24 protein-coding genes and 6 pseudogenes are annotated in these 25,840 nt (G+C 41.8%); 10 read left to right on the forward strand and 20 right to left on the reverse strand.

Translation table 11 applies throughout. The features are described 5' to 3' along the window. Positions 1-497: 497 nt before the first annotated feature. The 11 genes and pseudogenes from gshB to crtW form a co-directional block, all read right to left on the reverse strand. Positions 498-1,457 (reverse strand): glutathione synthase, encoded by a 960-nt coding sequence (gshB, locus tag ACYTXL_RS06505; protein ID WP_461923990.1) that lies wholly within the window; start codon positions 1,455-1,457, stop codon positions 498-500. Between the two features lie 237 nt (positions 1,458-1,694). After that, positions 1,695-1,967, reverse strand: coding sequence for a glutaredoxin 3 (grxC, locus tag ACYTXL_RS06510; RefSeq protein WP_461923991.1), 273 nt, complete (start codon positions 1,965-1,967; stop codon positions 1,695-1,697). Between the two features lie 191 nt (positions 1,968-2,158). Continuing rightward, the gene (gene hflX, locus ACYTXL_RS06515; RefSeq protein ID WP_461924011.1) at positions 2,159-3,928 is read right to left on the reverse strand and encodes a GTPase HflX; all 1,770 of its coding nucleotides are present in this window, start codon (positions 3,926-3,928) and stop codon (positions 2,159-2,161) included. Between the two features lie 182 nt (positions 3,929-4,110). Next, entirely contained in the window at positions 4,111-4,440 is a 330-nt protein-coding gene (locus ACYTXL_RS06520; protein ID WP_461923992.1) for a type II toxin-antitoxin system PemK/MazF family toxin, read from the reverse strand. Beyond that, complete coding sequence (locus tag ACYTXL_RS06525; protein WP_335235738.1) at positions 4,418-4,639, reverse strand: hypothetical protein; 222 nt, start codon at positions 4,637-4,639, stop codon at positions 4,418-4,420. Before ACYTXL_RS06525 ends, ACYTXL_RS06520 begins: the two co-directional genes overlap by 23 nt. Before the next feature lie 92 nt (positions 4,640-4,731). Beyond that, a pseudogene (locus ACYTXL_RS06530) lies at positions 4,732-5,181 on the reverse strand (type II toxin-antitoxin system PemK/MazF family toxin). An 11-nt stretch (positions 5,182-5,192) separates the two neighbouring features. After that, positions 5,193-5,531, reverse strand: a complete 339-nt coding sequence (locus ACYTXL_RS06535) for a DUF2281 domain-containing protein (protein ID WP_461923993.1) — start codon at positions 5,529-5,531, stop codon at positions 5,193-5,195. A 140-nt stretch (positions 5,532-5,671) separates the two neighbouring features. After that, complete coding sequence (locus ACYTXL_RS06540) at positions 5,672-7,546, reverse strand: tetratricopeptide repeat protein (RefSeq protein ID WP_461923994.1); 1,875 nt, start codon at positions 7,544-7,546, stop codon at positions 5,672-5,674. Beyond that, positions 7,543-8,037: pseudogene (locus tag ACYTXL_RS06545) on the reverse strand (ATP-binding protein); the annotation flags it as partial. The pseudogene ACYTXL_RS06545 and the gene ACYTXL_RS06540, both read right to left, overlap by 4 nt. A 517-nt stretch (positions 8,038-8,554) precedes the next feature. After that, complete coding sequence (cofG, locus tag ACYTXL_RS06550) at positions 8,555-9,565, reverse strand: 7,8-didemethyl-8-hydroxy-5-deazariboflavin synthase subunit CofG (protein ID WP_461923995.1); 1,011 nt, start codon at positions 9,563-9,565, stop codon at positions 8,555-8,557. Between the two features lie 382 nt (positions 9,566-9,947). Then, positions 9,948-10,709 (reverse strand): beta-carotene ketolase CrtW, encoded by a 762-nt coding sequence (gene crtW / locus ACYTXL_RS06555; protein ID WP_461923996.1) that lies wholly within the window; start codon positions 10,707-10,709, stop codon positions 9,948-9,950. 888 nt (positions 10,710-11,597) lie between these two features. On the opposite strand from crtW, the pseudogene ACYTXL_RS06560 reads away from it, so the two are divergent. Beyond that, positions 11,598-11,672: pseudogene (locus ACYTXL_RS06560) on the forward strand (short-chain dehydrogenase); the annotation flags it as partial. Positions 11,673-11,758: 86 nt separating this feature from the next. Here ACYTXL_RS06560 and ACYTXL_RS06565 read toward each other — a convergent pair. The 4 genes from ACYTXL_RS06565 to ACYTXL_RS06580 all read right to left on the reverse strand — a co-directional run bounded on the left by ACYTXL_RS06565 (position 11,759) and on the right by ACYTXL_RS06580 (position 14,446). After that, a complete protein-coding gene (locus ACYTXL_RS06565) occupies positions 11,759-12,205 on the reverse strand; it encodes an SRPBCC family protein (RefSeq protein WP_461923997.1) in 447 nt (148 codons plus the stop codon). Between the two features lie 19 nt (positions 12,206-12,224). After that, complete coding sequence (locus ACYTXL_RS06570) at positions 12,225-12,413, reverse strand: CPXCG motif-containing cysteine-rich protein (RefSeq protein ID WP_292795198.1); 189 nt, start codon at positions 12,411-12,413, stop codon at positions 12,225-12,227. 155 nt (positions 12,414-12,568) lie between these two features. Next, positions 12,569-14,227, reverse strand: coding sequence for a B12-binding domain-containing radical SAM protein (locus tag ACYTXL_RS06575; protein ID WP_461923998.1), 1,659 nt, complete (start codon positions 14,225-14,227; stop codon positions 12,569-12,571). 21 nt (positions 14,228-14,248) lie between these two features. Continuing rightward, a complete protein-coding gene (locus ACYTXL_RS06580) occupies positions 14,249-14,446 on the reverse strand; it encodes a SemiSWEET transporter (protein WP_461924012.1) in 198 nt (65 codons plus the stop codon). Between ACYTXL_RS06580 and ACYTXL_RS06585 the strand changes: the two genes are divergently transcribed. Continuing rightward, on the forward strand, positions 14,382-14,519 hold the full coding sequence (locus ACYTXL_RS06585) for a hypothetical protein (protein ID WP_461924014.1): 138 nt from the start codon (positions 14,382-14,384) through the stop codon (positions 14,517-14,519). The genes ACYTXL_RS06580 and ACYTXL_RS06585 overlap by 65 nt on opposite strands. 136 nt (positions 14,520-14,655) lie before the next feature. Here the strand turns inward: ACYTXL_RS06585 and ACYTXL_RS06590 are convergent. Next, positions 14,656-14,817: pseudogene (locus tag ACYTXL_RS06590) on the reverse strand (tyrosine-type recombinase/integrase); the annotation flags it as partial. A 293-nt stretch (positions 14,818-15,110) separates the two neighbouring features. Here ACYTXL_RS06590 and ACYTXL_RS06595 point away from each other — a divergent pair. Further along, positions 15,111-16,955 (forward strand): tetratricopeptide repeat protein, encoded by a 1,845-nt coding sequence (locus tag ACYTXL_RS06595; RefSeq protein WP_461923999.1) that lies wholly within the window; start codon positions 15,111-15,113, stop codon positions 16,953-16,955. 37 nt (positions 16,956-16,992) lie between these two features. On the opposite strand, the gene ACYTXL_RS06600 is transcribed toward ACYTXL_RS06595, so the two are convergent. From ACYTXL_RS06600 to ACYTXL_RS06610, 3 genes and pseudogenes are all read right to left on the reverse strand, one after another. Beyond that, a complete protein-coding gene (locus ACYTXL_RS06600) occupies positions 16,993-17,808 on the reverse strand; it encodes a creatininase family protein (RefSeq protein ID WP_461924000.1) in 816 nt (271 codons plus the stop codon). Positions 17,809-17,848: 40 nt separating this feature from the next. Then, positions 17,849-19,113: pseudogene (locus ACYTXL_RS06605) on the reverse strand (RNA-guided endonuclease TnpB family protein). Positions 19,114-19,770: 657 nt separating this feature from the next. Next, positions 19,771-20,961 carry an FAD-dependent oxidoreductase gene (locus ACYTXL_RS06610; RefSeq protein ID WP_461924001.1) on the reverse strand — a complete coding sequence of 397 codons (1,191 nt, stop codon included), beginning with the start codon at positions 20,959-20,961 and terminating at the stop codon, positions 19,771-19,773. 124 nt (positions 20,962-21,085) lie between these two features. On the opposite strand from ACYTXL_RS06610, the gene ACYTXL_RS06615 reads away from it, so the two are divergent. The 5 genes from ACYTXL_RS06615 to ACYTXL_RS06635 all read left to right on the forward strand — a co-directional run bounded on the left by ACYTXL_RS06615 (position 21,086) and on the right by ACYTXL_RS06635 (position 25,121). Next, positions 21,086-21,793, forward strand: a complete 708-nt coding sequence (locus ACYTXL_RS06615) for a pentapeptide repeat-containing protein (RefSeq protein ID WP_461924002.1) — start codon at positions 21,086-21,088, stop codon at positions 21,791-21,793. Between the two features lie 876 nt (positions 21,794-22,669). Further along, positions 22,670-24,145, forward strand: coding sequence for a pentapeptide repeat-containing protein (locus ACYTXL_RS06620; protein WP_461924003.1), 1,476 nt, complete (start codon positions 22,670-22,672; stop codon positions 24,143-24,145). A 110-nt stretch (positions 24,146-24,255) separates the two neighbouring features. After that, on the forward strand, positions 24,256-24,441 hold the full coding sequence (locus ACYTXL_RS06625; RefSeq protein ID WP_461924004.1) for a hypothetical protein: 186 nt from the start codon (positions 24,256-24,258) through the stop codon (positions 24,439-24,441). Between the two features lie 178 nt (positions 24,442-24,619). Next, positions 24,620-24,859, forward strand: coding sequence for a hypothetical protein (locus tag ACYTXL_RS06630; RefSeq protein WP_461924005.1), 240 nt, complete (start codon positions 24,620-24,622; stop codon positions 24,857-24,859). A 154-nt stretch (positions 24,860-25,013) separates the two neighbouring features. After that, positions 25,014-25,121, forward strand: coding sequence for a type II toxin-antitoxin system RelE family toxin (locus ACYTXL_RS06635; protein ID WP_461924013.1), 108 nt, complete (start codon positions 25,014-25,016; stop codon positions 25,119-25,121). A gap of 41 nt (positions 25,122-25,162) precedes the next feature. Here the strand turns inward: ACYTXL_RS06635 and ACYTXL_RS06640 are convergent. Further along, positions 25,163-25,267 (reverse strand): annotated as a pseudogene (locus tag ACYTXL_RS06640) (S26 family signal peptidase); the annotation flags it as partial. A gap of 147 nt (positions 25,268-25,414) precedes the next feature. Between ACYTXL_RS06640 and ACYTXL_RS06645 the strand changes: the two are divergent. Continuing rightward, positions 25,415-25,654 carry a helix-turn-helix domain-containing protein gene (locus ACYTXL_RS06645; RefSeq protein WP_461924006.1) on the forward strand — a complete coding sequence of 80 codons (240 nt, stop codon included), beginning with the start codon at positions 25,415-25,417 and terminating at the stop codon, positions 25,652-25,654. A gap of 4 nt (positions 25,655-25,658) precedes the next feature. Beyond that, positions 25,659-25,840: hypothetical protein (locus ACYTXL_RS06650; protein WP_461924007.1), on the forward strand; the 182-nt coding region annotated here is incomplete at its 3' end.

The following is a 25,840-nucleotide window of genomic DNA, read 5'->3' on the forward strand; positions in this document are numbered from 1 at the left end:
GCATCTACCTTCGCTCAAAAACAGCGGAAATTTAGAAAAAACACCACTTGTATTCATTCCCAGTGTTGGTTAAGTTGTCTAACCAACACAGTAAAGTAGAATAAGCACGGCTGTCGTACATAGCAATGACACAGTTAGGACTTACGCACGAGTTAGAGAATAACGTAGACCCAAACGCGAGTGCGTCTCGTAGACGAGCGGCTTGCCGCAGGCTACCGCAGAGGACACGGAGAAATCAGAGTTTGAGAGATATTTTACGTAAGTCCTAACAGTAAAAGGATGAATTAATCCTGACCGAAGATCGCCAGTTGATATTTACAGCCGTGTTAAGACAGCATTGAGAAAACTAGTACACCCCGAAAAGGCTTCTTCCCCACTCCCATTCGGCTATGCTCACGGCAAGCCCACTCCCCACTCCCTGTCTACACAAATAATTTCAAAAATCAAAGCAGACTGCTATAGATGCATGGATGATATTTTTTGTCAATGGGTAAGTACTAGGTTTGTTCAATCCATTGAATAACTTGATGACCAAGGCGAGTACCATCTAGACGATCAATCTCACGAATTCCGGTAGGACTGGTGACGTTCACTTCAGTCAGGTAGCCACCGATAATGTCAATACCCACAAAAAATAAACCGTCTTGGCGTAAGCGTTCGGCTAATTGGGTACAGATTTCATACTCTCTTGGGGTAACTTCGGTTTGAGCTACAGTACCACCAGTTGCCATATTATTGCGAAAATCAGTTCCACTAGAGAGGCGATTGAGCGCACCAATCGGTTCGCCATTGAGCAGAATAATTCGCTTATCTCCCTCTTTTGCCTCCGGTAAATAGGTTTGTACCATTACTGGCACTCGACCTTGGAGGGTACTGAGTTCGATAATAGAGTTAAAATTGCGATCGCCTGATTGCAAAAACAAAATTCCTTCCCCAGCTTTGTTACCCAGTGGTTTGAGAACTGCTGCCCCCTTTGCTTCCACAAATTGCCGAATAAACTGCTTATCAGCACTGACAATGGTTTCTGGAATCGCTTTGGTAAACTGGAGGGCGTACATTTTTTCATTTGCCCCTCGGATACCGTTGGGACTGTTAATCACCAGGGTTTTATTTTGGTCAATGTAATCCAGAATGTAGGTGGCATAGAGATAGGAATCATTGACTGGTGGATCTGTCCGCATAAATACGGCGTCCATTGTCTCTAAAGAAGTTAAAGAAGAATCGCTCAACTTATACCAAGGATTTGCCGCTACCCAGCGTCCCTTCACCAACTGCACTGGTACAAGTTGGACTTGCTGTAAGACAGCCCAAGCTTTGCTCTCCACCACACTCAGCAGATTTACCTGAGTTACCCAAACTTCGTGTCCCAGGATTTGTGCTGCTTCGATCAGGGCAACGCTGGTATCATGACACGGGTCAAGCAGATGGATGGGATCAATGATAAAAGCTAGTTTCACCCTTTGTACCTCAATCACCAAGAAATTAAATGGTTATTCAATTATTATCTCTTGATGCTTACCAATTGAGGTATATGTGTACTGCTGAGTAGAACCTGGAGGGTAAAGTCTTGTGGAGAGATATCGCTTTTGTCGGATAAAAGCCCGTACACAAGGCAGTGCGTTGTTTTATCCATTGTAGCGACTGCCGTGTAATTTGCAGCGGCTTGTCGCTAGCGATCGCAAAAGTTTCTGAACCTACACGCTATTGCTAGAAGTTAATAGCTCATCCAGCTTCCCTTGACTATCTAAAGCGTGGATATCATCACAACCACCAAGATGATGATCATTGATAAAAATTTGCGGTAAAGAGCGCCGTCCATTTGCCCTTTGAGCCATTTTATTTCTGGCTGCCTCATCTCCATCAATGCTGTATTCGATAAATTCAACTCCCTTGTTCTTCAGCAAACTTTTGGCACGAATGCAAAACGGGCAAGTCCTCCAAGTATAAATTTCTACTTTTGCAGCCATAATTTCCTCAACTTAATTTAATACTTCTTAATTTTAGAACTTTTCAATAATCAAAGCGGATTACTATATATTTAGTATATTTGTATGGGTAACTTCAGCTTAGTGGAGTAGAAATATTCTTTAATAGCAAATGCCGTAGTCAATAGAACTACGGCATTTTTAACTGAAATACAAAAGTTTAATTTCAGTATTTACCCATAGTCAACTGCGTATTCAATTAGCTGGGCAAGGCGCTGACGTAGGGTTTCTAATCCCAAGCGCTGACTTGCAGAAATAAACACCGCTAAGGGGAATTCTTCCCTAGCTAAAGCCAGTGTTTCACTATCGGCTTGATCAATCTTGTTAAAAATAACCAGCGCCGGACCAGGAGTTATTGGCATTTGCGCCAGAATTTCTCTAACAGAGCGAATATGACGCAACCAAGCGGGGTGAGACAAATCCACCAAATGTAGTAGGGCATCGGCTTCTGTGACTTCCTCCAAGGTGGCGCGGAAGGCATCCATTAATGATGCAGGCAGTTCGTGTATAAACCCTACCGTATCTGTGATCAAAATTTCCTGATGTTCATCTGTTTGGCCATGAGGAATCACCAGTCGGCGCGTGGTGGGATCGAGAGTCGCAAATAGCTGGTCGGCTGTATAAACTTCTGCATTAGTGAGAGCATTCAGTAAAGTAGACTTCCCAGCGTTGGTATATCCAACCAAAGCCACTGAGGGAACTTCCCGATGCTGCCGTCGTTGCCGTAACCGCGAACGATGGGCTTGCAACTGGTTCACTTCTTTTTGCAGTCGGGAAATGCGCTGCCCAATAGCACGGCGTTCAGTTTCGAGTTTGGTTTCACCAGGACCACGAGTCCCAATACCACCACCCAATCGGGACATCGTGCGACCTCTACCAGCCAGTCGCGGCTGCATGTATTCTAACTGTGCTAGTTCTACTTGCAACTTACCGGCACGGGACTGAGCGCGTTGGGCAAAGATATCCAAAATAACTTCGGTGCGGTCAACTACCCGAATACCAATTTGCATTTCTAAGTTGCGGACTTGGGAGGGTGAGAGGTCGCGGTCAAAGACGACGAGATTAATTCCTAGTGTTTGGGCAGTTAGGGCAATTTCTTGCACCTTACCTTCGCCAACTACGGTTTGGGGATGAATGCGCGATCGCTTTTGTTGTATTGTTTGTAATACATCTCCCCCAGCCGTATCAACCAAACGTGCCAATTCCACTAGGGTATCTTGGAATTGTAGGGGAGTAATCTCACTGGTCATCAGCCCCACAATTAGCACGCGATCGTGGTCAGCATCTACTTCCTGGGCGACAAATTCCCGTTGGAATTCCGCTTCCAGATTTTCTACCAAGTCTATTAAATCCTGATCTGCCAGATCATCCAAGTCCAGAGGTGGCGATATATTCCAACTTGGGGATTGGATTTGTTTAGAGTGAGCGAAGCCGAATTTGCTTTCCTCTACCTTGAGAGCAGCAGGACTAGTAATCAGGGTGCGAGACTCTTGGGGTATCAGATGAGCTAGATAAGCTTCTTTGACATACCCAGTCGCACCACCTCCCCGCCGTGTAAATCCCGTTCCGGTAATATTTAGGACAACTAGAGCATCTAAGCGTTGCAGTGCCATAGCCGTGAGTGCCGCCTCATTTGGCGGTTCTGGCTTCAGATGTGTGGCAATACAACGAATACCACTGAGTCGTTCTGCACCGTAACGGGGCAATTCCAGTGGTGGTATTTGCGTTTGACGCGGTGTGCCTACGCCGACGCGAATCACTTGTCCACGACGGTTGATGTAGGCGCACACAGGCTGATTGACTTCTGTGCTAATTGCTGCCAGACGCTGGGAAAAGTCAGGCGTGGTGATGCGATCGCCTGGTATGCGCTGATGGTACAGTCGCTGTAGTTGCTTCAGCTGGCTGGACTTCAGACCTTGGAGATTTCCAAAAATAGTTTCTATAGGCGTTTTTGACCAGTTAAATGGCCCCCCGAATCCTTATATGTCTATTTTACAACAGGGTTTAGGCTCCTATCTATTTCCTTTGAGGGATGCATTGTCAATTAATTTGCGGTGGGTATTAATTTGAGGCTATTTTGGTGGTGTTTGTCTGCACCTCAGCGATCGCATTTAATTTCAGTTGCTTAAAATTGAGGCTTGATATGCAAATCCCATACTTCTTTTAAACGCTTTGCATCTGATTCGGAAATTTGCCCTATTTTAGCCAGCAATAAAAACTGTTCTAGGCTATCCAATCGAGACAGACGGACGGTTGAAGCAACACGCAAGCCACTTGCAACCCAATCATTTAGAGGTACATCAGTTTGTGTGCGTGGTTTTGCAGATGTGACTACTGCTATTACAACATCATTTGCATCTATCCACAACACAAGTACGGGGCGCTTTTTGGAACCGCCACCACTAGTGAATGAAATATCTGCTACCCAAAACTCACCTGCTTGGATAGTCGTCATAAAGTCCTTCGTCTTCTGGTGCGTAGCCGTTCAAAAAAGCGTCATGGTTGCGGGTGCTTTGAGATTCTTCCGCTTTTTGTTGGATGGTGATTACCCAGCGTCCTGTAGTTATATTTTCCAGTATTGATTCTGGGAGATTCAATTTCTCCCCTGGTTTTAGTTCAATTTCATAAGTCAGAGTAGTCAATTCATTTTGCATAACTGTTGGTTAGGATTTTCATAATATTAGTGTAATTTTATTTAGGGGCGATCACTGCATCTGAATTGTATTTTTATCAAAGATGCTCTTTTTCAGTCGTTGCTTTCTGGAGCATAATCAATACAGATAATTAAACCATCTAGTAATTCTTGCATAACGGCTGTTGAAACTTTTCCTAAACACCGGACAAATCGCTCAGTCGTTACACTACGAACTTGCAAAATATTGCCTGCTGAGTTTGAGTCTAAGCCATTTTCATTAGTTTGCTGGATAGGAATCATGAAAAGGCGATTTTGGAATTTAGGTTGCCATGTTGCCACAGGAATAATAATTCGCATTGGTATAAGTAGGAAGGCACAATTAAATATAAGATAAAACCTCACCCTCAATCCCTCTCCTTGGTAAGGAGAGGGAAGCCGGAGGCAGAGTGAGGTTTTATATTTAATTTGACCCACTTACTTAGAAATAAAGATATCAGAACTAATCACAACAGCAGGGCGAGTCTTCTGAATTTCTTGTCCTCTGGTTTTGCCAAATCTCACCTTTTTTGGGATTAGTCATTCTCAGTTTCCCAGTCTTCACCATCCAGAACGGCAAATTCTGTTAATTCTGGATCATTCAAAAAATCTTCGGCTGTGGCGGCGATAAAGGGTGTTATTATTTTGTGACGTTCTGCTACAGGGAGTCGGGCAATTTCTCGGAGAGATAGCCGTTTTTGCTGGTGGAGACTTAATGAGATACTAGAATCTGAATCTTCAAGGTCTAACTGCTGGTGATTGACTGTTTTTTTTACAAGAAACTCAATAAAATCTAGGACTTCTTGTTGCTTGTCATTCGAGAGAATTCGCAGATTATCTAATACTGCTTGTTCAATATTGATTGTTTCTGACATTTGAGTTGGGTTCCTCAAGATATGTTAACTATCTAATTTGTCATTCATAGGTATCGCTTTTAATTTAGGTTAATATTTTCGATGGAGGTGTGAAGGCGCTCGCTACGTTAATCGCTACATTAATTTAGTCTTTCTAGAGGTTATTGAATTAAAGCTTGAAACCGATCATTTTCCCCGATAGCATCAAAATCTGAGTCAGTTTTTGCCATCTTTCGATATTCGTCAGGATTCAGATTAATTGCTTTTTGTAGGTTTTCTAGTGCCTGTTCAATATTACCTTGAAGTGCGTAACTGCAAGCTTTATTGTACCAAGCTTCGTCTTTATCTGGTTTCAATTTCAGTGCTTGGTCGTAGGATGCGATCGCTTCTTCATTCCGTCCTAAATTGCGTAGCGCAATGCCCCGATTGTACCAAGCTTGGTGGTAATCTGGTTTCAATTTCAGTGCTTGGTCGTAGGATGCGATCGCTTCTTCATTCCGTCCTAATTCATCTAGCGCATAGCCCCGATTGTACCAAGCTTCGTGGTCGTGGTCATCTGGTTTCAATTTCAGTGCTTGGTCATAGGATGCGATCGCTTCTTCATTCCGTCCTAAATTGCCTAGCGCATTGCCCCGATTGTTCCAAGCTTCGTGGTCATCTGGTTTCAATTTCAGTGCTTGGTCGTAGGATGCGATCGCTTCTTCATTCCGTCCTAATTCATCTAGCGCAATGCCCCGATTGTACCAAGCTTGGTGGTAATCTGGTTTCAATTTCAGTGCTTGGTCGTAGGATGCGCTCGTTTCTTCATAGCGTCCTAAATTAAATAGCGCATTGCTCCGATTGTACCAAGCTTCGTGGTTATCTGGTTTCAATTTCAGTGCTTGGTCATAGGATGCGATCGCTTCTTCATTGCGTCCTAAATTAAATAGCGCATTGCCCCGATTGTACCAAGCTTCGTGGTCATCTGGTTTCAATTTCAGTGCTTGGTCATAGGATGCGATCGCTTCTTCATTCCGTCCTAAATTGCGTAGCGCAATGCCCCGATTGTACCAAGCTTGGTGGTAATCTGGTTTCAATTTCAGTGCTTGGTCGTAGGATGCGATCGCTTCTTCATTGCGTCCTAAATCATCTAGCGCATTGCCCCGATTGTACCAAGCTTGGTGATAATCTGATTGAAATTTCAGTGCTTGGTCGTAGGATCTGATCGCTTCTTCATTGCGTCCTAATTGGCGTAGCGCAAAGCCGCGATTGTACCAAGCTTGGTGATAATCTGATTGAAATTTCAGTGCTTGGTCGTAGGATGCGATCGCTGCTTTGTATTCACTAGCAGCAAATAGTAAATTTCCCAGTTCAAATAGTAACCTTGGCTTCTGATTATCTGGCTGATATTTTTCTGTCAGCAACTCTTTAATTTGCAAGACTTTCTCAATTTTCTGTTCTTGACTGAGTTTTAAATATTCCTCATAGTCTCCTTCCAACAGCAGGCGATTGGATTGTTGTTCTACCACTTCTGGTGTTGTTGGTAATTCAAATATCCCAGAACGCCAATCAAAAAAATCTGGGGCGCGATGAATTAAATAGTTGATTGAAAATGAACCCAAAAGAAAAACAAATGTAATGGGAAAATCATCTCTAAAGCGTTCTCGTTGTTGATTTAAGTGATTTAAAATATGCGGAACACTGGTTAAACTGCTAAATTGTCCTTCGGTAATTTCCCCAAAACTTCTTTTTTCATATTTATATAAAGAATATTCCAGACCTTTAATCAATAAAATATCAACTTGCTTGTCTTTAACAAACTCAACCACTCGCTCATATAAATTATCTATTGCCTCAACCAAGCGCAAAACTGCAATCTTCTTCTGCGGAATCTCCTGGGGAAGTTTGACAATGAATTTGTCTGCTTCCCCAGGTGTAAATTGGACAAAAAACAAACCAAATCCTGATTTTCGCTTCAGTGCGCGAAGCAAGTCTTGATCAGCTTCTTCTGGTTCTGGGGGTAAATCATCATCCCAATCACTTAAATTTGAGTTCATGAAAGTTTCGCTATAGGTTCCTTAAATTCTGGAATTCCTTGAATCAATGGATGAATATCATACCAACGCTACATTTCTCCATCATCATCTAAATATCGGTATTCTAAAAGACAGCGATTATACATCAAACTCCGATACAAGTCATCATTAATAATGCGTTTAGAACAGGACACTTCCGCTAACAGACACCATTGATAATTTTCCACAGCGCAGCGATAAATATCTCTGGCTTGAGTAATTTCTCGTCGCACCGCCTTTTCTGAGACAGGTAATTCTTCAGTGCGTCCAATGGCGTCTTGAGTTAACAATAGCAAATTCCTCACATGACCTCCACTCATTAAATAAAATCTGTCTAACGTTTGGGGACTATCAAAAATTTCTTTCTCTAGTGATAGTTCGGGTGCAATTTGCCGGACTCCCTTGTTAATTACTTCTTTAACTTTCTTGAGTCCTTGCAAAATATCCGCATCTCCCCCCACATCCTCACAATCTACATATTTTGGATCAGCTGCGGGTAAGGGTTCAAACGGGTTAAAGGCGTTGTAAAGGTTTGCGAGTAAGTCAGTACTATTAACCATAGGTAAAAAATATAGCAATTATGCTGATAATAATCCAGATTATAGAGAATTGAGGTACGTTCATCCAGTTCAAAGACTCGTTAACGGAGTTCAGAGGTGGATTCATCCAGTTCAAAGACTCATTAACGGAGTTCAGAGGTGGATTCATCCAGTTCAAAGACTCATTAACTAAGCTGTTACGTATACAACTTGCATTATCAGGGCGGGCAGGATGCCCACCTCACAATCAGCTTGAAAAAATATTAGTGCAAATTAAAGGCGCAACAGCTTAATAGAGCATCGATTCAGTTATCAAAAACCTAACCCCCCAGCCCCCAACGCTCGTAGCGTTGGGGGAGCCAAACTCCCCTCTCCGCTTGCCTGACGGCAGGCTGACACCAACGCAGAGGGGTTGGGGGAGAGATTCTTTCAGGATTTCTGAATTGGTGTTCTAGATAGTAAAATCTCTACTTCCCTGTTCAGACAAAAGAGAAACTGGGGTTAGAGTTTTTCGCCAGCGTTTCACAGCTGTTTGTAATTCCCCCGACAACCAGCTATCAAATTGCGGATAAACTGGCAAACGGGCTACCAATTCCCACCCCGCAGGCTGTAAAATTTCTCTTAATGCCTGTTCCTGAACATGAGGATAATCAGGATTCACTTCATCTTTTGGCCCAATTCCGCCCAAATCTCGCGCACCAGCTGCGATACAAGCAAGTAACCACCGGTCATCTTTAACTAAATTCGGCGGAATTTGAATCGTAATATCTGACGGTAAAATCTGACGCGCCCTGAAAATCACTTCTGGTAACTGATGGGGGTCAAAAGGTGGTGCATCAAAAGTTTGCTGATGTCCTGGACTATGAGGTTGCAGGATAACTTCTTGAATGTGGTGATAATGTTTATGCAGTTGAGATATAGCTGTTAATGTTTCCCACCAATCATCTACAGTTTCCCCAATTCCTAACAGTAACCCAGTCGTAAAAGGAATCTGCAACTCTCCCGCCCATTGCAATTGTTGTAAACGAACTTCTGGTAATTTACTTGGTGCGTGCCGATGTACACTATTTAACAATGTTGGCGTTAACTGTTCCAACATCAGCCCCATCGAAACATTTACACCCTTGAGCTTTTGCATTTCCTCAAAACTCAATGGGCCCGCATTTGTGTGCGGTAAAAACCCCATTGAAAGCGCTAATTCACATAAATCATAAATCCGCCTAAACCACGCCTGACGCCTTGGTGAATGGGGATGCACTTCACCACTGAGTATGAGGATTTCACAGATTTTTTCGCTTTGAAGTCGTTTTAAAATACTGTCTGCATCTGAAACACTCATCCAGGGACTTTTACCTGGTTCACTGCGAAAGTTGCAATAACTACAACGATTAAAGCACTCGTAAGTCGGAACGATTGTATAAGCAGGGCTATAGGTGACAAGACAAGAATTATTAATTGGCATCAGCAGGATAATCTAAAAGAATGCCTTGCTCAAACTATATAAACCTCATTTAAGTTGAGAACCGTAGTTTTCGCCCTCACCCTAAATCCCTCTCCCCTATCTGGGAGAGGGACTTTGAAATTCTGGCTCCCCTTCTCCCAGATTTGGGAGAAGGGGTTGGGGGATGAGGGCAAATCCTTTTGATCACAAAAGAACTACAGGTTTCAAGATAGACGTGGTTTATATTACCGTATGACTATTGTTTTCATGATATAGCCTTTCCTAATAAGAATGACGTACAGCTTAATCTCCGCTCTCCGAACTCACGGAGAGGGGCTGGGGGTGAGGTTTTGATTTGATGTACTTCATCCACCTGGGAACCGCTATATTAGATAAACAAAAACTATTTTGCTTTGTAAATTTCTGGTAACTGCCACCAACTAATATGAGGATATTCGTGATGTTCTTCATGGTAGCCGAAATGATAGCAGGTGATAAATGACCACCAAATTGGACGGCTTATCGTTTGGGAACAATGAGGCTGAATATAACCTCCTATCGGTTCACTATGAGGCAGAAAAGTACCAAAATAAAATAATTGCAATGAACTTAAAAGCGAAGGAATTACCCAAAAGTATGTTAAGTTATCACTCGGTATATGAACGATGTGATTCCCAAAGTTATAAATAATGCTTAGGGCAATTATTTGTCCCCAACTCCAGTAACCTTTCATAAAATGAAAATACCAAGCTAACAAGTTTTTATATTTACCATTATGAAAATCTGGGTCTGTTTGACTTGCTGGATTGTAGTGATGCAACCCATGTTTTTTCAATAATTTTTTATAGGGTAAAAGACCATAAAAAGATAGGGTTAATGTCCCAATAAGATGATTAATCTTGGTGTTCTGGGGAAACACTACCCCATGCATGGCATCATGAGATGTAATAAATAATCCCGTATATAAAAATGTTTGCCATAGTATAACAGGCGATAACATCCAAAATTTTAAGTTGGAGATATCAATGGATAGTAATAAACTCAGGCTAATCACCCATACGCTAACAATGATAATAGCAATCAAAAGTCCCTTAAACTGAGATTTACTTTTGACTACCGGGGTCAGTTTTGTTTGATAACTTGGTGGTTGTTCTAATTGAATCACGCTTTTACTCCGCCTAGTATTCAGATGAAAATTCCTAAAATTTAGTCACCACAAAACCTACTAACCGCCAGCCAGAAAACTCTTTTAGTGGTCAGTGTTTCGCATTGGACAATGCCAATACTTCAAAATGTTTATAATTATTAAGATACTTTAACTATTATTACACATACAAGCCAATACCAAAAAATCTTTTCGGTTGAGAGTTTTGATATATACGTGATGATATTGTTAAAATTAGTAATTATAAAACCTCATATTTTTGTATATACTTACTAAACAGCCGAAGCTGGCAAAAAGGATGGTAATATAATTAGCGGCAAGAGTCGGGTATGAAGTTGACTAATTTCCGCATTACGCTGTAGTCGTTGAGATATCAAACTAGGTAAGCGGCAAAACCGACCATAGCTAAACATTAGTGACAAGTTCTGACTGAGGAGTAAGCTGTTACCTATAGAACTTACATTCTCAGGGCGGGCAAGACTTCGGCGTGAGCGCTCAGTCGAACGATGCCCACCTCACAATCATCTTGAAAAAATATTAGTGCAAATTAAAGGCACAACAGCTTAAACCCCAACTCTAAAGATTACGATCCTTGCCATTGTATGCGTTTTTTGTTGTATCATTTGGGTAAAGTCCCATTGTTGATTTTTCTGAAGCATTAAATTATACTCTTTATCCTATTTAACCAATAAATTAGAGCTATCTATCTGTCTGTAGGACTAAAGTGTAAACAAGTCTAAAGGATGAGACTTAGATTGTCAGGAAATACTTTTAAATTAACGAAATAGTATTTCAGATGTCAAAAAAACTCTAACGAAAGTTAGAAGGTTTTCTGAGTGTTATTGTTCAAACTAAGAAAGATCAAATAATATTTTTAAAGTTTATAGTATGGCTCCTACGGTACTGATTACGGGTGCTTCTGAAGGTATTGGTAAAGCAACAGCTCTTTTATTTTCTCGACAAGCCTTGAAAAATCAGGATAATTAATTTTTGCCAGATAAGCTAAAGGGTTGGAATCGGTTACTAAAACTTAATCATTCGGGAAACGTTCAAGACTCGCACTCGCGTTTAGTTACATAGTGACGATAGCGAAACATTGCTTCTAGTTGTACTTGCACTAACCAACCACTGACAAATTCTACTGTTCCTCCGCCAGGCATAGAGAATGAGATAACATCAGTCAACCTAGTTTTGCCATCTTCCGGTTCAAATTCATGTCGATGTACCCAAAATTCAAAAGGGCCAGATATCTGTTCGTCGGTGAACAGGCGATTTTTTTCGCATTCAGTATGACGCGCTAACCAAGTTAAGGGTAATGGGCCGAGAAACAGGCGAAATTCTGTGATAGCGCCCACGTTCAGCACCCCCTCACGACGAACCACTTGGATTGGCTGCCAAGGTGGATTTAGCACTTGCAAAATATCTGGCCTTTCGTGAAATTTCCAAACTACTTCTGGTGGGGCATTAATTATTGAGGAATGTTTAAAGTACAGCATGGAAGGAAAAACCTAAAATTCAACTTTCGCATTCGGTATCAATCTCGATATCTAGGGTATCTTCATTTAGCCGCACATACAAAATATTGGGGTTACAGCAAACTTGACAATCTTCAATGTAAGATTGCTGTCCTCCAGCACTCAAATCAATAAAAGTTAAGTTGGGTTCGCCGCAATAGGCGCAGTAATACTCAGCTGTGTTTTGCATCAAGTTTTCAGCTATGAATTCAATGGTATTGGGCATGGGGCACTTGTACTGAGCGACGTCGAAGTAGCGTTGTCGCGCAGCCTCTCGTAGAGAAGTATTGGGCATTGGTTATTTATTTCTCCCTTATCTTCCCCTACTTCTCTGTCCCCAATCCCCTATTGCCGAGTGCCTCCCAGTAATGGCTGTAGTTCCTTGGGGGATGGATTGATATAACTTTTAGCATCAGCCAAATGCTTTAGTAGTGTAGACTGTGGCAGAGGTCCTTGCAAGTGACTCCAGGGTAATACTTGTTCTGTTGACCATTCGGTGTGAACATAGAAATCTAAGTCGGGGATTTGTCCTTTGAGTTGTTTGAAAGCACGTTTGTAGCTACCCAAGGAGTCGCCAAAGTTACGAGTAAGTTGGAGAAGTTGGGAGAGCCTGCGATCGCCTCTCGATAACAAAGCTTGTATAATTGACCAATTATAGCTTTCTGGGCGAAATTCTATCCCCTGTGGTTTAAGCTGTTTTTGTAAAAACTGTAACCGCTTTTCGGCTTGGCGATTCACCCCAAACCATTGAAACGGTGTGTGTGCTTTCGGTACAAAGGTGCTGCATCCGTATGTTAAGCGCAATCCCGGTGCAGCTTTTTTGATACTACGCATCATCGTCACGGTTTGCTCTAAATCTTCTGGTTCCTCACCGGGAATTCCCGCCATTCCGTAGAGTTTCAAGCTTTTTAATCCGCCAGCTTTGGCATTTACGGCTGCTTGGATGATTTCATCGTTATGCAGCTTTTTGTTGATGATTTGGCGGATTTTTTCGGAACCACTTTCTACAGCAATTGTAAGCGATCGCGTGTCTCGTTTGGTCAAAATTTCTGCTAACTTAACTGTTACGGTATTGGTTCGCACTGAAGCAATACTGAGACGAATATCATCATACTTTGGCTGACTAATATAATCTAGCAAAGTTTCAAACTCTGGATGCTGAGTTACAGAAGCCCCCAATAATCCTAGCCGATTTGTGACTTCTAAACCTCTGGCGATCGCGGGAATTAATGAATCTTCCAAACTGGCTGTTCTAAAAGGCAGTGTGAGATAACTCGCCAAACAAAAACGGCACATTTCTGGACAACTTCTCACCACTTCCACCATGTAAATATTTTCCCATGCGGCTTTTTCGGTGACTACAGTCGAGGTTGATAGAGTATTTCCCCGATAAGTCTGTTTTTGCACGACTGCGGGAATTTCGGGAGAAATTGGTTTAATTGACTTTACTGCACCATCTTTTGTATGATATTCGACTTCATATAAACTGGGAATATAAATTCCTGGGACTTGTGCAAGTCTTTTTAGTTGAGTTTGTCTAGAAGCATCTCTCACTTCTTTGTAAGCTCCAATGAAATTTCCCAGTAGGTTCTCGCCATCTCCCAGTAAAATTACATCAAAAAAAGCTGCAAAAGGTTCGGGATTCGCTGTGAGAACTGGTCCACCACCAAAAATTATCGGATGAGTATCATCACGAGAAGTTGCCAGAATGGGAATTTCTAAAGATTCCAGCAAGTTTAAAATATTCACATAATCCAGTTCCCAGGAAATCGAAAATCCCACAATTTCTGGGTTTCTGGGGAGTTGTTCGTGAGTATCGGTAAACAGGCGACTCACTTGCACATCATCACGCATTGCCAAGGTTGCCCAAACTACCTGATAGCCGAGGCTAGTGATACCTACGCTGTAATCATTGGGAAAGGCAAAAATCAGGGGGATAGCCTTGGTGTCTGGGGTAGCGGGGGTGAAAAGGAGGCGTTCAGAGGTAAATACAGATGATATCACAGGTGTTTTGTAGGGCCAAGTTTATCTATATCTAATTTTAAGCCATAGAATAATCAAGTTAAAAATAAATGTCACGCCGTTAGCAAGAATAATCGGTAAGGATTGTAGATATATTCCATAAATTAACCACAAAAAAACACCAGTTATAAATGTAATGAGCGTCACCAAGGAAACATCTTTTGCTGATTTTGTTTGCCATGTTTTAAACATCTGTGGCAAAAAAGAGATTGTGGTTAGTGTGGCAGCCGCTAATCCGAGAATTGTCAGAAAATCCATTTATACAAACCTATAAAATAAAGTTTTTATTGGTTAAAAACTTAGCTGACTTTTCACGTTGTATGGAAAAGCCCACGAAAGACTTAACCGCCTTCCCGACACGGGAAGGGAGAAAATTTCTGTGGAAGTTTCACGTACTGAGGTAAAACCTACTATTTTAGTATCTTCACAGATATGCCATATTTTAGTAATATATCGTCAGACACTTCTAGATATCTCTGCAACTGTTCTAGGTTGCGATGCCCGGATATCTCCTGAATAACTCTCAGTGGAATGCTAGCGTTACTCATCTGGGTTAGCGAGCGCCTTTGAAAAAACTTTGCGATTTACTGAAGTGTTTTAACCGATTTTCTGACTCTTTAGCCATGTTGATAGTAGATGCGATCGCACTTAGTTAAATGTGTTATCCGCTACTATAGCAGCACCAATAAAAAAGGGCGACTAAAATACCCACCCCACAAGAATAAATATTTTCTGAAAGCTGACAAAAAATCAGGAATTAAAATCTTAGCAAGAGTCATAATATTAGCTGGAACTATTTTCAAAACATATCGTTAAGAATTCCGTTGCCTTCAGGCTAGGGAATGTCTAAATCCAAAAAAATTATATGAATACTGAAGACTTCTTAAAACAAGGATTAAACGACAATTTGCAAGGGGATTATCAAGATGCGATGCCTGCGGCAACCCCAGAGGGGTACGCAGCTTACACCCAAGCAATCAAGCTCAATCCTAACTATGCTGAAGCTTATCATAATCGAGGGATTATTCTCAGTGGTCAACTCAAAGATTATCCTAGTGCGATCGCAAACTTCAATCGCGCTATAGAAATCAATCCCAATTTTGCCACAGCCTACTATCACCGAGGTAATGCACGTTACTTTTTAGCCGATTATGAAGGAGCGATCGCTGATCATAACCAAGCATTACAAATAGATCCCAATTTAGCCCAATCTTATCACAGCCGAGGTAATGCTTACTTTGCTTTGGAAGACTATGACAAAGCGATCGCAGATTATATCCAAACTATAGAAATGAGTACCCAATTAGCTGATAATATCAATATTGATATCGCCAATGCTTATCATAATCGGGGTGTGGCTCGTTTTGAAAGCGGCGATCATCAAGGAGCGATCGCGGATTTTCAGCAAGCTTTACAATGGCATCCCCATTTTGCCGCAGCTTACAGCAATCGGGGTAATATTCATCATATCTTGGGAAATTATCACGAAGCGATCGCTGACCATAACCAAGCATTACAATTAGATCCTAACTTGGCGGAGGCTTATCATAACCGAGGTAACGCCCACTACGCTTTAGCAGATTATCAAAGTGCGATCGCTAATTTCAACCACGCCCTAAAAATTAACCCCAGCTTTGCCGGAGCATACTATAATCGGGGTCTTGTTCTTGCTCACCTCAAAAACTATCAAGGAGCAATTGAAGATTTTAACCAAGCATTAAAGCTAAATCCTGATGATGTGCAAGCCTATTGTGAGCGGGGTCTTGTTCGGAGTACTCTTGAAGATTATCAGGGTGCGATCGCAGATTATGACCAAGCGTTACAAGAAAATCCGACTCTAGCTTTAGTATACGGCTTTCGGGCAAATGCTCGGCGCCGATTGGGAGATTATCAAGGTGCAATTGAAGATAGCAATCGCCTATTACAACTCAATCCTAATTTAGCAGAAGGATATTGCGATCGCGCGGCGGCTCGTCGTTCTTTAGGAGATCATAAAGGAGCAATTAAAGATTATGATCGGGCATTAGAGATTGATGATAACTTAGCCGCAGCTTATTATGGTCGGGGTATTGCCCGCGAAGCCCTACAAGATTTACAGGGAGCAATTGATGATAACACCCAAGCAATAGAACTTGTTCCTGATTTTTCCCAAGCGTACTGCAATCGCGGAAATGCTCGTCGTCTTTTAGGAGATGAACACGGGGCAATCGCAGATTATAATCAAGCATTAGAAATTAATCCCAATTTAATTGAAGCATATTACAACCGAGGTTCTACCCGCTATGCTTTAGAAGAATATGAAAGTGCGATCGCAGATTATAGCCAAGCTTTGCAAATTAATCCCCAATCTGCTGCATTTTACAGCGATCGCGCCAATGCTCGCTATGCCTTAGAAGATTATCAAGGGGCAATAGAAGATTATAGTCGAGCGATCGCGATCGACCCCAGCTTTCCTGAAGACTGGTATAATCGGGGTCGTAGCCGTTCTTTATTAAAAGACTTACAAGGAGCGCTAAAAGATTTAAGCCAAGCCTTACAGCGTCAGCCTAATTGGGCTTCAGCTTACATCCTTCGGGCAGATGTCTATCAAAATCTGGGAGACTCTCAAAGAGCAATTGTCGATTTCCATAAATCCGCAAACTTGTATTATCAAGAAGGAAATATCCAGTATTATCAACAAATTATTGAGCTAATTGAACAGCTTCAATAAAGATAGAATGTATCGGTAAAATCGATAAGCTGAAAGATCATCCTTGCTGTAGTGGATCAACGGCAGCGGGTTGGAGATGGCTTAAATCAAACTGAGCAATTTGTTCAACCAACTCACCGAGACGACCTACAATGTGTTTAAGAATTTGTTCACCTTTTTGAGCAGTGGCGATGGTTGCGTCGCCCCAAGCACCAGTTTCACAGATATCCTGGCTCAACCAGCCGAAGTTTGCAGGACCGAACGGATTCAGAAGCGAATCTTTTGACTCTAGGACAAAGGGTTTCAGTTTTGCTTTAGGCATCTGATCCCGCCTGACCAAATCCGGTTCGAGATGCAGCATTAGTGATGTTTCGATAGCACCTGCGTGCAAACCAAGACTCATCTCGTAGTCATTGAAAATACCTTTAGGAACACCAAGGGCAAACCAACTTGTTGCAACTGCCAGCATACTATAGCGACGGCGTAGCGCTAGAATTGCTTCGCTAATAACGGATTGATTCCCGCCATGAGAGTTTAGAATTAAGAGCCGTCGGATACCAACTGCTGTGAGGTTTGCCGTGAGTTGTTTGAAAATTTCCAGGAGTATATCAGGAGAAAGCGCCAAAGAGCCGGGAAAATCCAGATGTTCGAGGCTTTGACCAATAGTCTGTGTTGGGAGAACCAATACATTAGCTGAATCAGTGCCCTCAATCAAGAAGCACTCAATTATTCCGTTGACGATACGTGTATCAGTCCAAACTGGCAAATGTGGCCCATGCTGTTCAATCGCGCCTATCGGCAGGATAGCTATATTGCTACTATCGAGATTTTGGAAATCAACCGTTGTGAGTTCATGCCAGTAGTACTTTGACATTGCTTAGAAGGGTATTTCAAATAGTACGGGTGAACTACTCCTAGTTGCCTTCGGCTGAACTAGGAGCTTCTGTAATCACGGGGGAGTGCCCAAACTTAGACTTTCGTCCGAGTTTTGGTCTTACCTCCCCTCCTACAGCAGAGACGGCTGAACCTTCCGCCCTTACGGGTTCGCCAGTTGCTCCACTTGGGGAAACCCCAAGACCGCACTGGCTCACCTTTATCATTCTGATACCCTCTGCTCTAATGTTTGTCGCGGCGTTTCCATCCCTGTCATGATGAGTGCCACAATGAGGACAAGTCCACTCACGGACATCCAATGACAACTCACTAATTTGATAAAAACAATTAGAGCAGAGCTTAGAACTGGGGAACCACCTATCAATCTCAATCAACTTTCCACCTTTGCGTTCTAGCTTGTAAGCTAAAAAGTTAGTGAATGTTCCCCACCCTACATCAGATATTGATTTTGCCAATTTATGATTTCGTACCATGCCTAAGACATGAAGATTCTCTACTATGACAGCTTGGCTATCGCTGACTAACTTATAACTAAGTTTATGTAGAAAATCTTGCCGCGAATTACTAACTCGCTCGTACACCTTGGCAACAACTTTTCTATATCTATTTCTTGATTTACTTGCCTGCTGCTTACGTGCTAATTTTTTCTGCTTACGTTTGAGGTTTAACTCATATTTGGCAAGGTGCTTAGGATTATCATATTTGGAAACCTTCTCACCGTCAGTGACGACAGCGAAGTGTTTTAGTCCTAAATCAATACCGTAAATTCTACCCTCCGAAACAACAGGATTTTCTCCTTCTACCTCAGTGAGTATAGATGCAAGATATTTACCTGATGACGTTTTGCTTACAGTAACAGTCTTTATTATCCCCTCAATCGATCTGTGTATTTTCGCTTTGATTACCCCAATGTTGCCAGGAAGTTTGACATTACCATCTACAATCTTGACGTTTTGAGGATATTGGACAGACTGTTTACCATGCTTAGATTTGAACTTAGGAAATCCAGCACGTTTCTCGAAAAAGTTTTTGTACGCAGTGGTCAAGTTCAGTGTTGTAGCCTGTAACAATCAGCTAACCAAATAGTATCGTCTGCTTTTTTGAGTACAGGAAGAAATGCGTTGAGTGCAACACGGCTAAGTCCTTTGCCCGTTTCCTTATAAGTCTCGATAGATTTATTCAGAGCATAATTCCACCACCATCTAGCACACCCAAAAGTTCGAGCTAGTTGAATTTGCTGCTCTTGTGACGGATATAAACGGACTTGTACAACTTTGTGTAACACTCAATATCACCTGCTTGATACCTATATTTTACCACAAATATATATTGTGGCAAAGTACCAAGATAAAATAATTGGGGATTCGTCATACATCTGGAATTGATTTTTTACCAAGTAAAAAATCAATTCCAGATGCAATCCTCACTTCGTGACGCTCCTCGAACACCGCCCGCTCCCTATCCCCACCTTATGAGTACATTGAAGGTGGGGACTTCCGCGACACGTTAAATACAGGACTTTGCAGGTAAATTAAGTACACATCTTAATATGATAAATCTTGTGGAGTGGGCATCCTGCCCGCCCTTGTGTACCTCATTCAGATGAAATGTGCTGTATATTAATCGGAATCTGCACTAAATGTTCCTAATTTGTATAGAGAATTAGAACTTAGTATAGCATTTCATTAATTCGTAGCGAATTAAATTTGGCAATACCCTGCATTGTTAATGCGTCGGCCGCCTTGTTAATGCGTCGGCTTGCATTGTTAATGCATCGGCTTGCATTAAAAACGCTACGCTTTTACGCAAAACTGTGCTTAGTCTACTGAGATTGAAGTTTTACAGATGAATAATATTTGGGTTGGTGTTATTAACACATGCTTGCACTATTTTACCTGTGTAGTGCCATGACATGGCACTACCATCACACCTCTGTCTGTCTTCAGAAGTTGCGGAAGCGTTCTATGAAGCGACGGTCAATCCAATCTTTGTAACGCCACAAGAGTTTGTGAGGTGGTAAAGTGATGATACCTCGTGTTGCGATCGCTCTTTCATCTCCTGTACCAATTAAACTCAAATATTGTTTCTGTGGTCTATAAGGTTTGAGCGACTTACCTAATAAAATTCGCTGCAAATTCTCAAATAAAGGTTTACCTTGCCTAACAGCAAACACCCCAGCTTTCGGAGGCTGATGATTTACCATTGTGGCAATGTCACCAGCAGCAAATATCTGCGGGTGCGTTTGAGATTGCAATGTGTCCTCTACCAAAATAAAGCCTTGCTCATCAGTTCCTAGTCCAACGATTTTTAACCATTCGGGTGCTGATGCTTGTGTTACCCAGAAAATTTTATTACACTCTACCGTCAAACCAGATTCACATTTAATCTTAAATATTTCTTTAGTTTCCTTGTGTTTTGTAGGTGCGATATTACACACCGTTTCCCCCAGATGGAGCTTAATACCTCGCTCAGTTAAAATTTGCTGAAGTTGATGCCGCAGTGATTGATGGTAATTGGGCATCAGTTCTTGTCCACGCTGGAATAAATGAATTTTTAGATTTTGAATTGGTTGTTGAGTTTGACGTAAAATCCGATGTAAATGAGATTGGATCGATAGCGCCAATTCTACACCGCCAGCACCACCGCCTGCGATCGCAATCCTAATTAATTCTTGAGGATTTTTACCTACAACTTCAATTAGTTGATCCCAATGTTCCAATAACTGCGATACTGGTTTAACTGCGATCGCATATTCTGCCGCACCTGATACAGACAGTGTGGCCGGAGTGCTGCCAATATCAATAGACAGCACATCAAAATCTACCGCAAGTCCGTTTGCACAAAGAACTTTGTTGTTTTCCAAGTCTAGGGCAACTACTCTATCAATATACAACTGTGCTTGAGCAAAATCCGCTAAAGGTCGCAAGTCAATATGACATTCATCGTGAGTGTAAAATCCGGCAATGTGTCCTGGTAACATTCCAGAGTAGGCTGTCTTATTGGCTGCGGTAATCAATGTCAAACGGACTCCCGGTAACGGCTTCATCCCAAACATTCTCAGGACAATCGCATGACTATGACCACCACCAATCAGCACTAGGTCTTTGACTTTAGGCTGTAAGTTTTGCTGCATTGAAGTACTTAATATCAATTCTATTTGAGTTGTGATATTTTTGATGTTCGCGTAGCAGCGACTGTAGGAGAAGACTGTCCCCGAAGTTTTTGAATTTTGAATTGTTATTGATGCTTTTTATGCCATGAAAAATATTTCACCGACAAATAACAGTCAATTATCAAAAATATGTCTTAGGATATATGCTTTTCACGAAAAAGTTAATCAAACTCAGCAGTCGCCAAAACAACGTTTAAGAATAGCAAGTGAACAGCTAGGAAATAACACAATAGAAACCAGTCTAGCTGTAATTAATGATTTAGAGCAAATTGCCCATAATCATCCACAATACCACTGGATAATCATAGACATTCTGACTACTTTTGTCCGAGAAAATGCTCCTTATATGCCCCAAGAGGAAGTAACGAGCAACCTCAGAGCAAAAGTTCGTGTAGATATTCAAGCAGCCCTGACTGTTATCGCCAGAAGAGATGCAAACAAAGACCCAGAAAATGAGCAACTTGATTTGAGTCACACGGACATGAGAGGAGCAAACTTAAATGGGGCGAACCTAGAACAGACAAATCTCTATCAAGCTAATCTTGCTGGGGCTAACCTTAGAGAAGCTAATCTAGCAGGGGCAATACTTAGTGCAGCTAATCTACAAGGAGCTAACTTATATCTAGCCAACCTAGAAGGAGCAATCCTCAGTGCAGCGAACCTTTCTGGAGCGAACCTTTCTGGAGCTAACCTGCATCGTGCAAGTTTATATCTAGCTGGGTTGCATGGGGCAATTCTCAATAATGCCATACTTGATGGGGCAAACTTCAGAGAAACCAAATTCTCTAAGTAAAACACTAGTACCGCAAGGCGGAATTCAAAAGTCCTGCTTGACTTAGAGGATGTTTGAAAAGTATTGGGCGAATAGAATTCGCTACTACATAAACAAAGTCCACACTTCGACCCTTCGACCCTTCAGCGCAGGCTCAGGGCAACGCAAGCTCAGGGCAACGCAAGCTCAGTGACCGCCTACGTGGACTAATACAAAATCAAATGTTTTTAACCTGCGGAGGCAGGTAAAGTCTCGTGTAGCCAAGCCAGTGCGTTAGGGAGCCAGCGCCGTGGGCGGGTTTCTCGACTTGAGGCGACTGGCGTCCGGCTCCGCCGACTTGAAGCATCTGGCGCGCGACTTCCAGTCGCCCGGTGAGTAATAAATTAGACTTTTCAAACAACCTCTTAGGCAAACAATAGCCAAAACACTTATTTTATTCTTAGGGACAATACCCTGCGGTCAGCTAAAGCTACATGAATTGCCCCAGAGTGCGTGTACTTTTGTGTAAGTCCTATCCAAATTCAAAATTCAAACAGGTATACAGTGTAAGCGTTTCATTAGACCTCTTGCATAAATCAAAAATAAGAACCCCACCCCGCCTTTGACTTACGTCAAATTCTCCCCTCCCCGCAGGCGGGGAGGGGCTAGGGGTGGGGTGTTAGGGACTTTTGCAAGAGGTTTATTGAAAGCGGCGGGAAACTCAATTCCTTTGAGTGGGTGGAGTTTTTTATTGATTTGGAATGGGTGGTTTATTTTTGTCGTAGCGTACAAGTATATTTGATATGATTCTCTAGTTCAATGAGTGTCTTGACACCTATGATAATTTTCTGCTAAATGCTATACTATTTTTCCCCAACATCTAAGTAATAATTCTAGGTTGTAAGGAAAATTTTTACCATGTCTTCTAAAAAGACAGATGCTTTGTTGAATTGGTTGATAACTATAACAGTTATATTTGGCTTGTCATTGACTGTAATTTTCTTCGCCTTGTCTAGTATTAAACAGTTGTCAATCCCGGAAAAAATCCAGTATAGAAACCAAGCATTAACAACTACTGCAATAGTTTTTTTAGCATTGGCAGCAATGTTTAATACTTATTATGCAGCAAAGCGTGCCCAAGTGATGCAGAAAAATGCGATCGCAGCTGAGAAAAACCTCGAAATTGGCATTCAAAATACAAAACTCAATCAAGACAGATTGATTGCAGAACGCTTTATGGGGGCAATTGCCCAGCTTGGTCATGAAAAGGTTGAAACCAGGACAGGCGCAATTTATGCATTAGAAAGAGTTGCTCAAGATTTTCCCCAAGAACACTGGACAATCATGGAAATTCTCACTGCCTTTGTGCGAGAGAATGCACCTATCCAGCACGTAAAAGGAGAGCAACAAAAGGCGGAATACTCAACAGCACTTTACTCCAGTAGGCGTAGAACTGGGTCGCCTCCGACACAGCAGTTGGAGCAAAACCTCCATGAAGAATTGCCAAAAATACGCACCGATATTCAAGCAGCCCTAACTATCATCGGCAGGCGTAATTTACTCGAAGACCCAAAAGAGCAAAAACTTGATTTACGCAATACCGACATTAGAGGAGCTGACCTGCTCAAAGCTAACCTGCAACAAGCAGACCTACGTGGGGCTGACCTGAGTGGGGCTAACCTGCGTGAAGCTGACTTGAGTGAGGCTGACCTTAATGGCGCGAAACTCGTTAAGTCTATTCTCTATGAAACCAAATTACTAAAAGCTAGTTTATGTGGAGCTAACCTCTGTTGGGCTAATCTCAACCGCGCCAACCTGTCTGGAGCCAACCTGCGTTCAGCCAACCTGTCTGGAGCAAGTCTGCGTGTAGCTAATCTGCAAGGAGCAAACCTCTATAAAGCTAACTTGCAACAAGCGACCTTGAAACTCGCCAACCTCTCTGGGGCAAAACTGTTTTTAGCTAACTTGCAAGGAGCAAAACTGGGTAAAGCTAATCTACAGATGACGGGTTTGATTGGTGCCAACCTCTCAGGGGCTAATCTAAATGGAGCTAATCTTTCTAGGGCTAACTTGAATGCAGCCAAACTCCACCAAACAGAAGTCTATTTTGCCAACCTCTCAGAAGCCAGCTTAACGGAAGCTGACCTGTATCAGGCTAACCTCATCGGTGCAAACCTATATAGGGCAACCTTTTATCAAGCTAACCTGACTCAGGCAAACCTGATGGGAGCTAACTTTTCCGAAGCTAACCTCAGTGATGTCAAATTGGAAGGGACAATTTTGACAGGAGCTAAAAACTTAGAGTTGGAGCAGATTAGAGAAGCACTTGGCGATCGCACTACTCGCCTACCTGATTATATCGAAGCACCGACAGATTGGCGGCAGTCTAGTTAAGTTATCACAGCATCATTAGTTATTTGGGCGTATTCTACCGTTTTCACTTAATACTATAGTTTTTACTAAAAGTCTCCGTAAATATTCTGGAGATGAAGAAGACTAAAGCTATGTCTGATAACAACACAGACACACTTAAAGGTTGGTTAATAATTATAGCTGTTATATTTATCGTCTTTTTTATTGTTGAGCGCAAATACCGCCGTCTGACCGTCAGATGGGAACGTCAAAAACTTTACTTTGATGCATTCATTGACCTTGCTACAATCCACATCTGGATTAACAAATATTATTAGTGGGATAGGTTCTTAGAAAACACTTTTACAACTTTATTTTTAAAATATTTACAAGTTCTAGTCTTTTACTAGCACTCTCAGCTCGCTATAAATGGGGATAATTGATAATGGTAAGATGTCTTTAGGCGAAACTAAAGAAAGTGGCAGAAAAAGTCAAACCACGCTCGGATGATTAAAAATGAAATCAGCACACGAACGCGAACAATTAATTAAAAATATCAACGTACTGCTAAACCAAGCTTATGACAGTACTCTAGATGAGATTTACGCATTACTTCAAAAAATCGAAGATGAAGAGGAACATGAAGATTTAAAAGCCTATGATCTGGCAAAAAAATTCGCTGATATTGACGGCTCAGTGTCATGGGAGGAAGCTAAAAAAGAACTTAAACTAGAAATAAAAAAGGAAGTTGCGTGAGTTATAAAGTTTAAATATTAAAGGGAGCATTAAAACAACTTAAAAAATTCTCGCCATAAGTTCAAGAACCCATACAAGTTAAAATTGATGATTTAGCCACAGAACCCGTCCAAAGGGGGTAAAGAAGCTAAAAGGTAAAGAAAATGCTTATAGGATTAGAGTAGGTGAGTATCGAGTTATATACGATATTTTCGATGATATTCTAGTGCTGAATGTTGTGGAACTGGGACATCGTAGCAAGGTTTACAAGGATGAAAGTTAGCACTAATTAATTTCTAATTAATTCTTGATAATTTTAGTTACTTTACCAATGATATTTTTCTTTGAAACAGTCCCCCAGCAGCGACCATCATAGCTACCCATGCGGTTATCAACCAAGACTAGGTAAGATTCAGGTGGGATTGTCTGATCGTTGAACCTTTGAGCTTCACCGTTGAGCCTTTGAACTAATACGGTTCAGTTAGAGACAAAAACAGAGAAAATATTCCCTAATTAAGAGACAATGAATAAGACACCTGTCCTATGCCAATTATCTTATGAGGATAAAATATAGAGATGTCTGTAACAAAGCGGCTGGAAATTTTAGATTTAATTCGGGAGCTTCCACAGCAACTCAATCTTTCTCAGAAACAGTTTGCCGCTAAAGTAGGAGTTTCCTTCAAAACAGTCAACCGTTGGGAAAACGGGCATACAGTGCCTTCACAAATGGCGCTAAAACTAATAGAAGAAATGTTACTGAAAATGGGTGAAACGGGGAAAAATCTGCTAAGTAAGTATTTTCCAAAAGCAGAGTAAGGTTATGAGTCATAAGGAGAGGACATCTAAACCCCAAAGCATCTTTGCTAACGGTAAACACAAGGGCGCATTCATCCGAGAGCAACTGCTACACTATGTTATTGCTTTGCTATCCGTTGCTTTAGCACTGTGGGCAACCCTGCGACTCAATCCATACCTGAGCGCCACACCTGCGGCGCTGTTTTT

The sequence above is a fragment of the Nostoc sp. genome, from assembly GCF_054880495.1.

Excerpts from the sequence above, each read along its gene's own strand:
- grxC (WP_461923991.1), bottom strand. The coding sequence starts at position 1,967 with ATGGCTGCAAAAGTAGAAATTTATACTTGGAGGACTTGCCCGTTTTGC.
- ACYTXL_RS06520 (WP_461923992.1), bottom strand. The coding sequence starts at position 4,440 with ATGACGACTATCCAAGCAGGTGAGTTTTGGGTAGCAGATATTTCATTC.
- ACYTXL_RS06525 (WP_335235738.1), bottom strand. The coding sequence starts at position 4,639 with ATGCAAAATGAATTGACTACTCTGACTTATGAAATTGAACTAAAACCA.
- ACYTXL_RS06535 (WP_461923993.1), bottom strand. The coding sequence starts at position 5,531 with ATGTCAGAAACAATCAATATTGAACAAGCAGTATTAGATAATCTGCGA.
- ACYTXL_RS06540 (WP_461923994.1), bottom strand. The coding sequence starts at position 7,546 with ATGAACTCAAATTTAAGTGATTGGGATGATGATTTACCCCCAGAACCA.
- cofG (WP_461923995.1), bottom strand. The coding sequence starts at position 9,565 with ATGCCAATTAATAATTCTTGTCTTGTCACCTATAGCCCTGCTTATACA.
- ACYTXL_RS06565 (WP_461923997.1), bottom strand. The coding sequence starts at position 12,205 with ATGCTGTACTTTAAACATTCCTCAATAATTAATGCCCCACCAGAAGTA.
- ACYTXL_RS06570 (WP_292795198.1), bottom strand. The coding sequence starts at position 12,413 with ATGCAAAACACAGCTGAGTATTACTGCGCCTATTGCGGCGAACCCAAC.
- ACYTXL_RS06585 (WP_461924014.1), top strand. The coding sequence starts at position 14,382 with ATGAGCGTCACCAAGGAAACATCTTTTGCTGATTTTGTTTGCCATGTT.
- ACYTXL_RS06595 (WP_461923999.1), top strand. The coding sequence starts at position 15,111 with ATGAATACTGAAGACTTCTTAAAACAAGGATTAAACGACAATTTGCAA.
- ACYTXL_RS06600 (WP_461924000.1), bottom strand. The coding sequence starts at position 17,808 with ATGTCAAAGTACTACTGGCATGAACTCACAACGGTTGATTTCCAAAAT.
- ACYTXL_RS06610 (WP_461924001.1), bottom strand. The coding sequence starts at position 20,961 with ATGCAGCAAAACTTACAGCCTAAAGTCAAAGACCTAGTGCTGATTGGT.
- ACYTXL_RS06615 (WP_461924002.1), top strand. The coding sequence starts at position 21,086 with ATGAAAAATATTTCACCGACAAATAACAGTCAATTATCAAAAATATGT.
- ACYTXL_RS06620 (WP_461924003.1), top strand. The coding sequence starts at position 22,670 with ATGTCTTCTAAAAAGACAGATGCTTTGTTGAATTGGTTGATAACTATA.
- ACYTXL_RS06625 (WP_461924004.1), top strand. The coding sequence starts at position 24,256 with ATGTCTGATAACAACACAGACACACTTAAAGGTTGGTTAATAATTATA.
- ACYTXL_RS06630 (WP_461924005.1), top strand. The coding sequence starts at position 24,620 with ATGAAATCAGCACACGAACGCGAACAATTAATTAAAAATATCAACGTA.
- ACYTXL_RS06645 (WP_461924006.1), top strand. The coding sequence starts at position 25,415 with ATGTCTGTAACAAAGCGGCTGGAAATTTTAGATTTAATTCGGGAGCTT.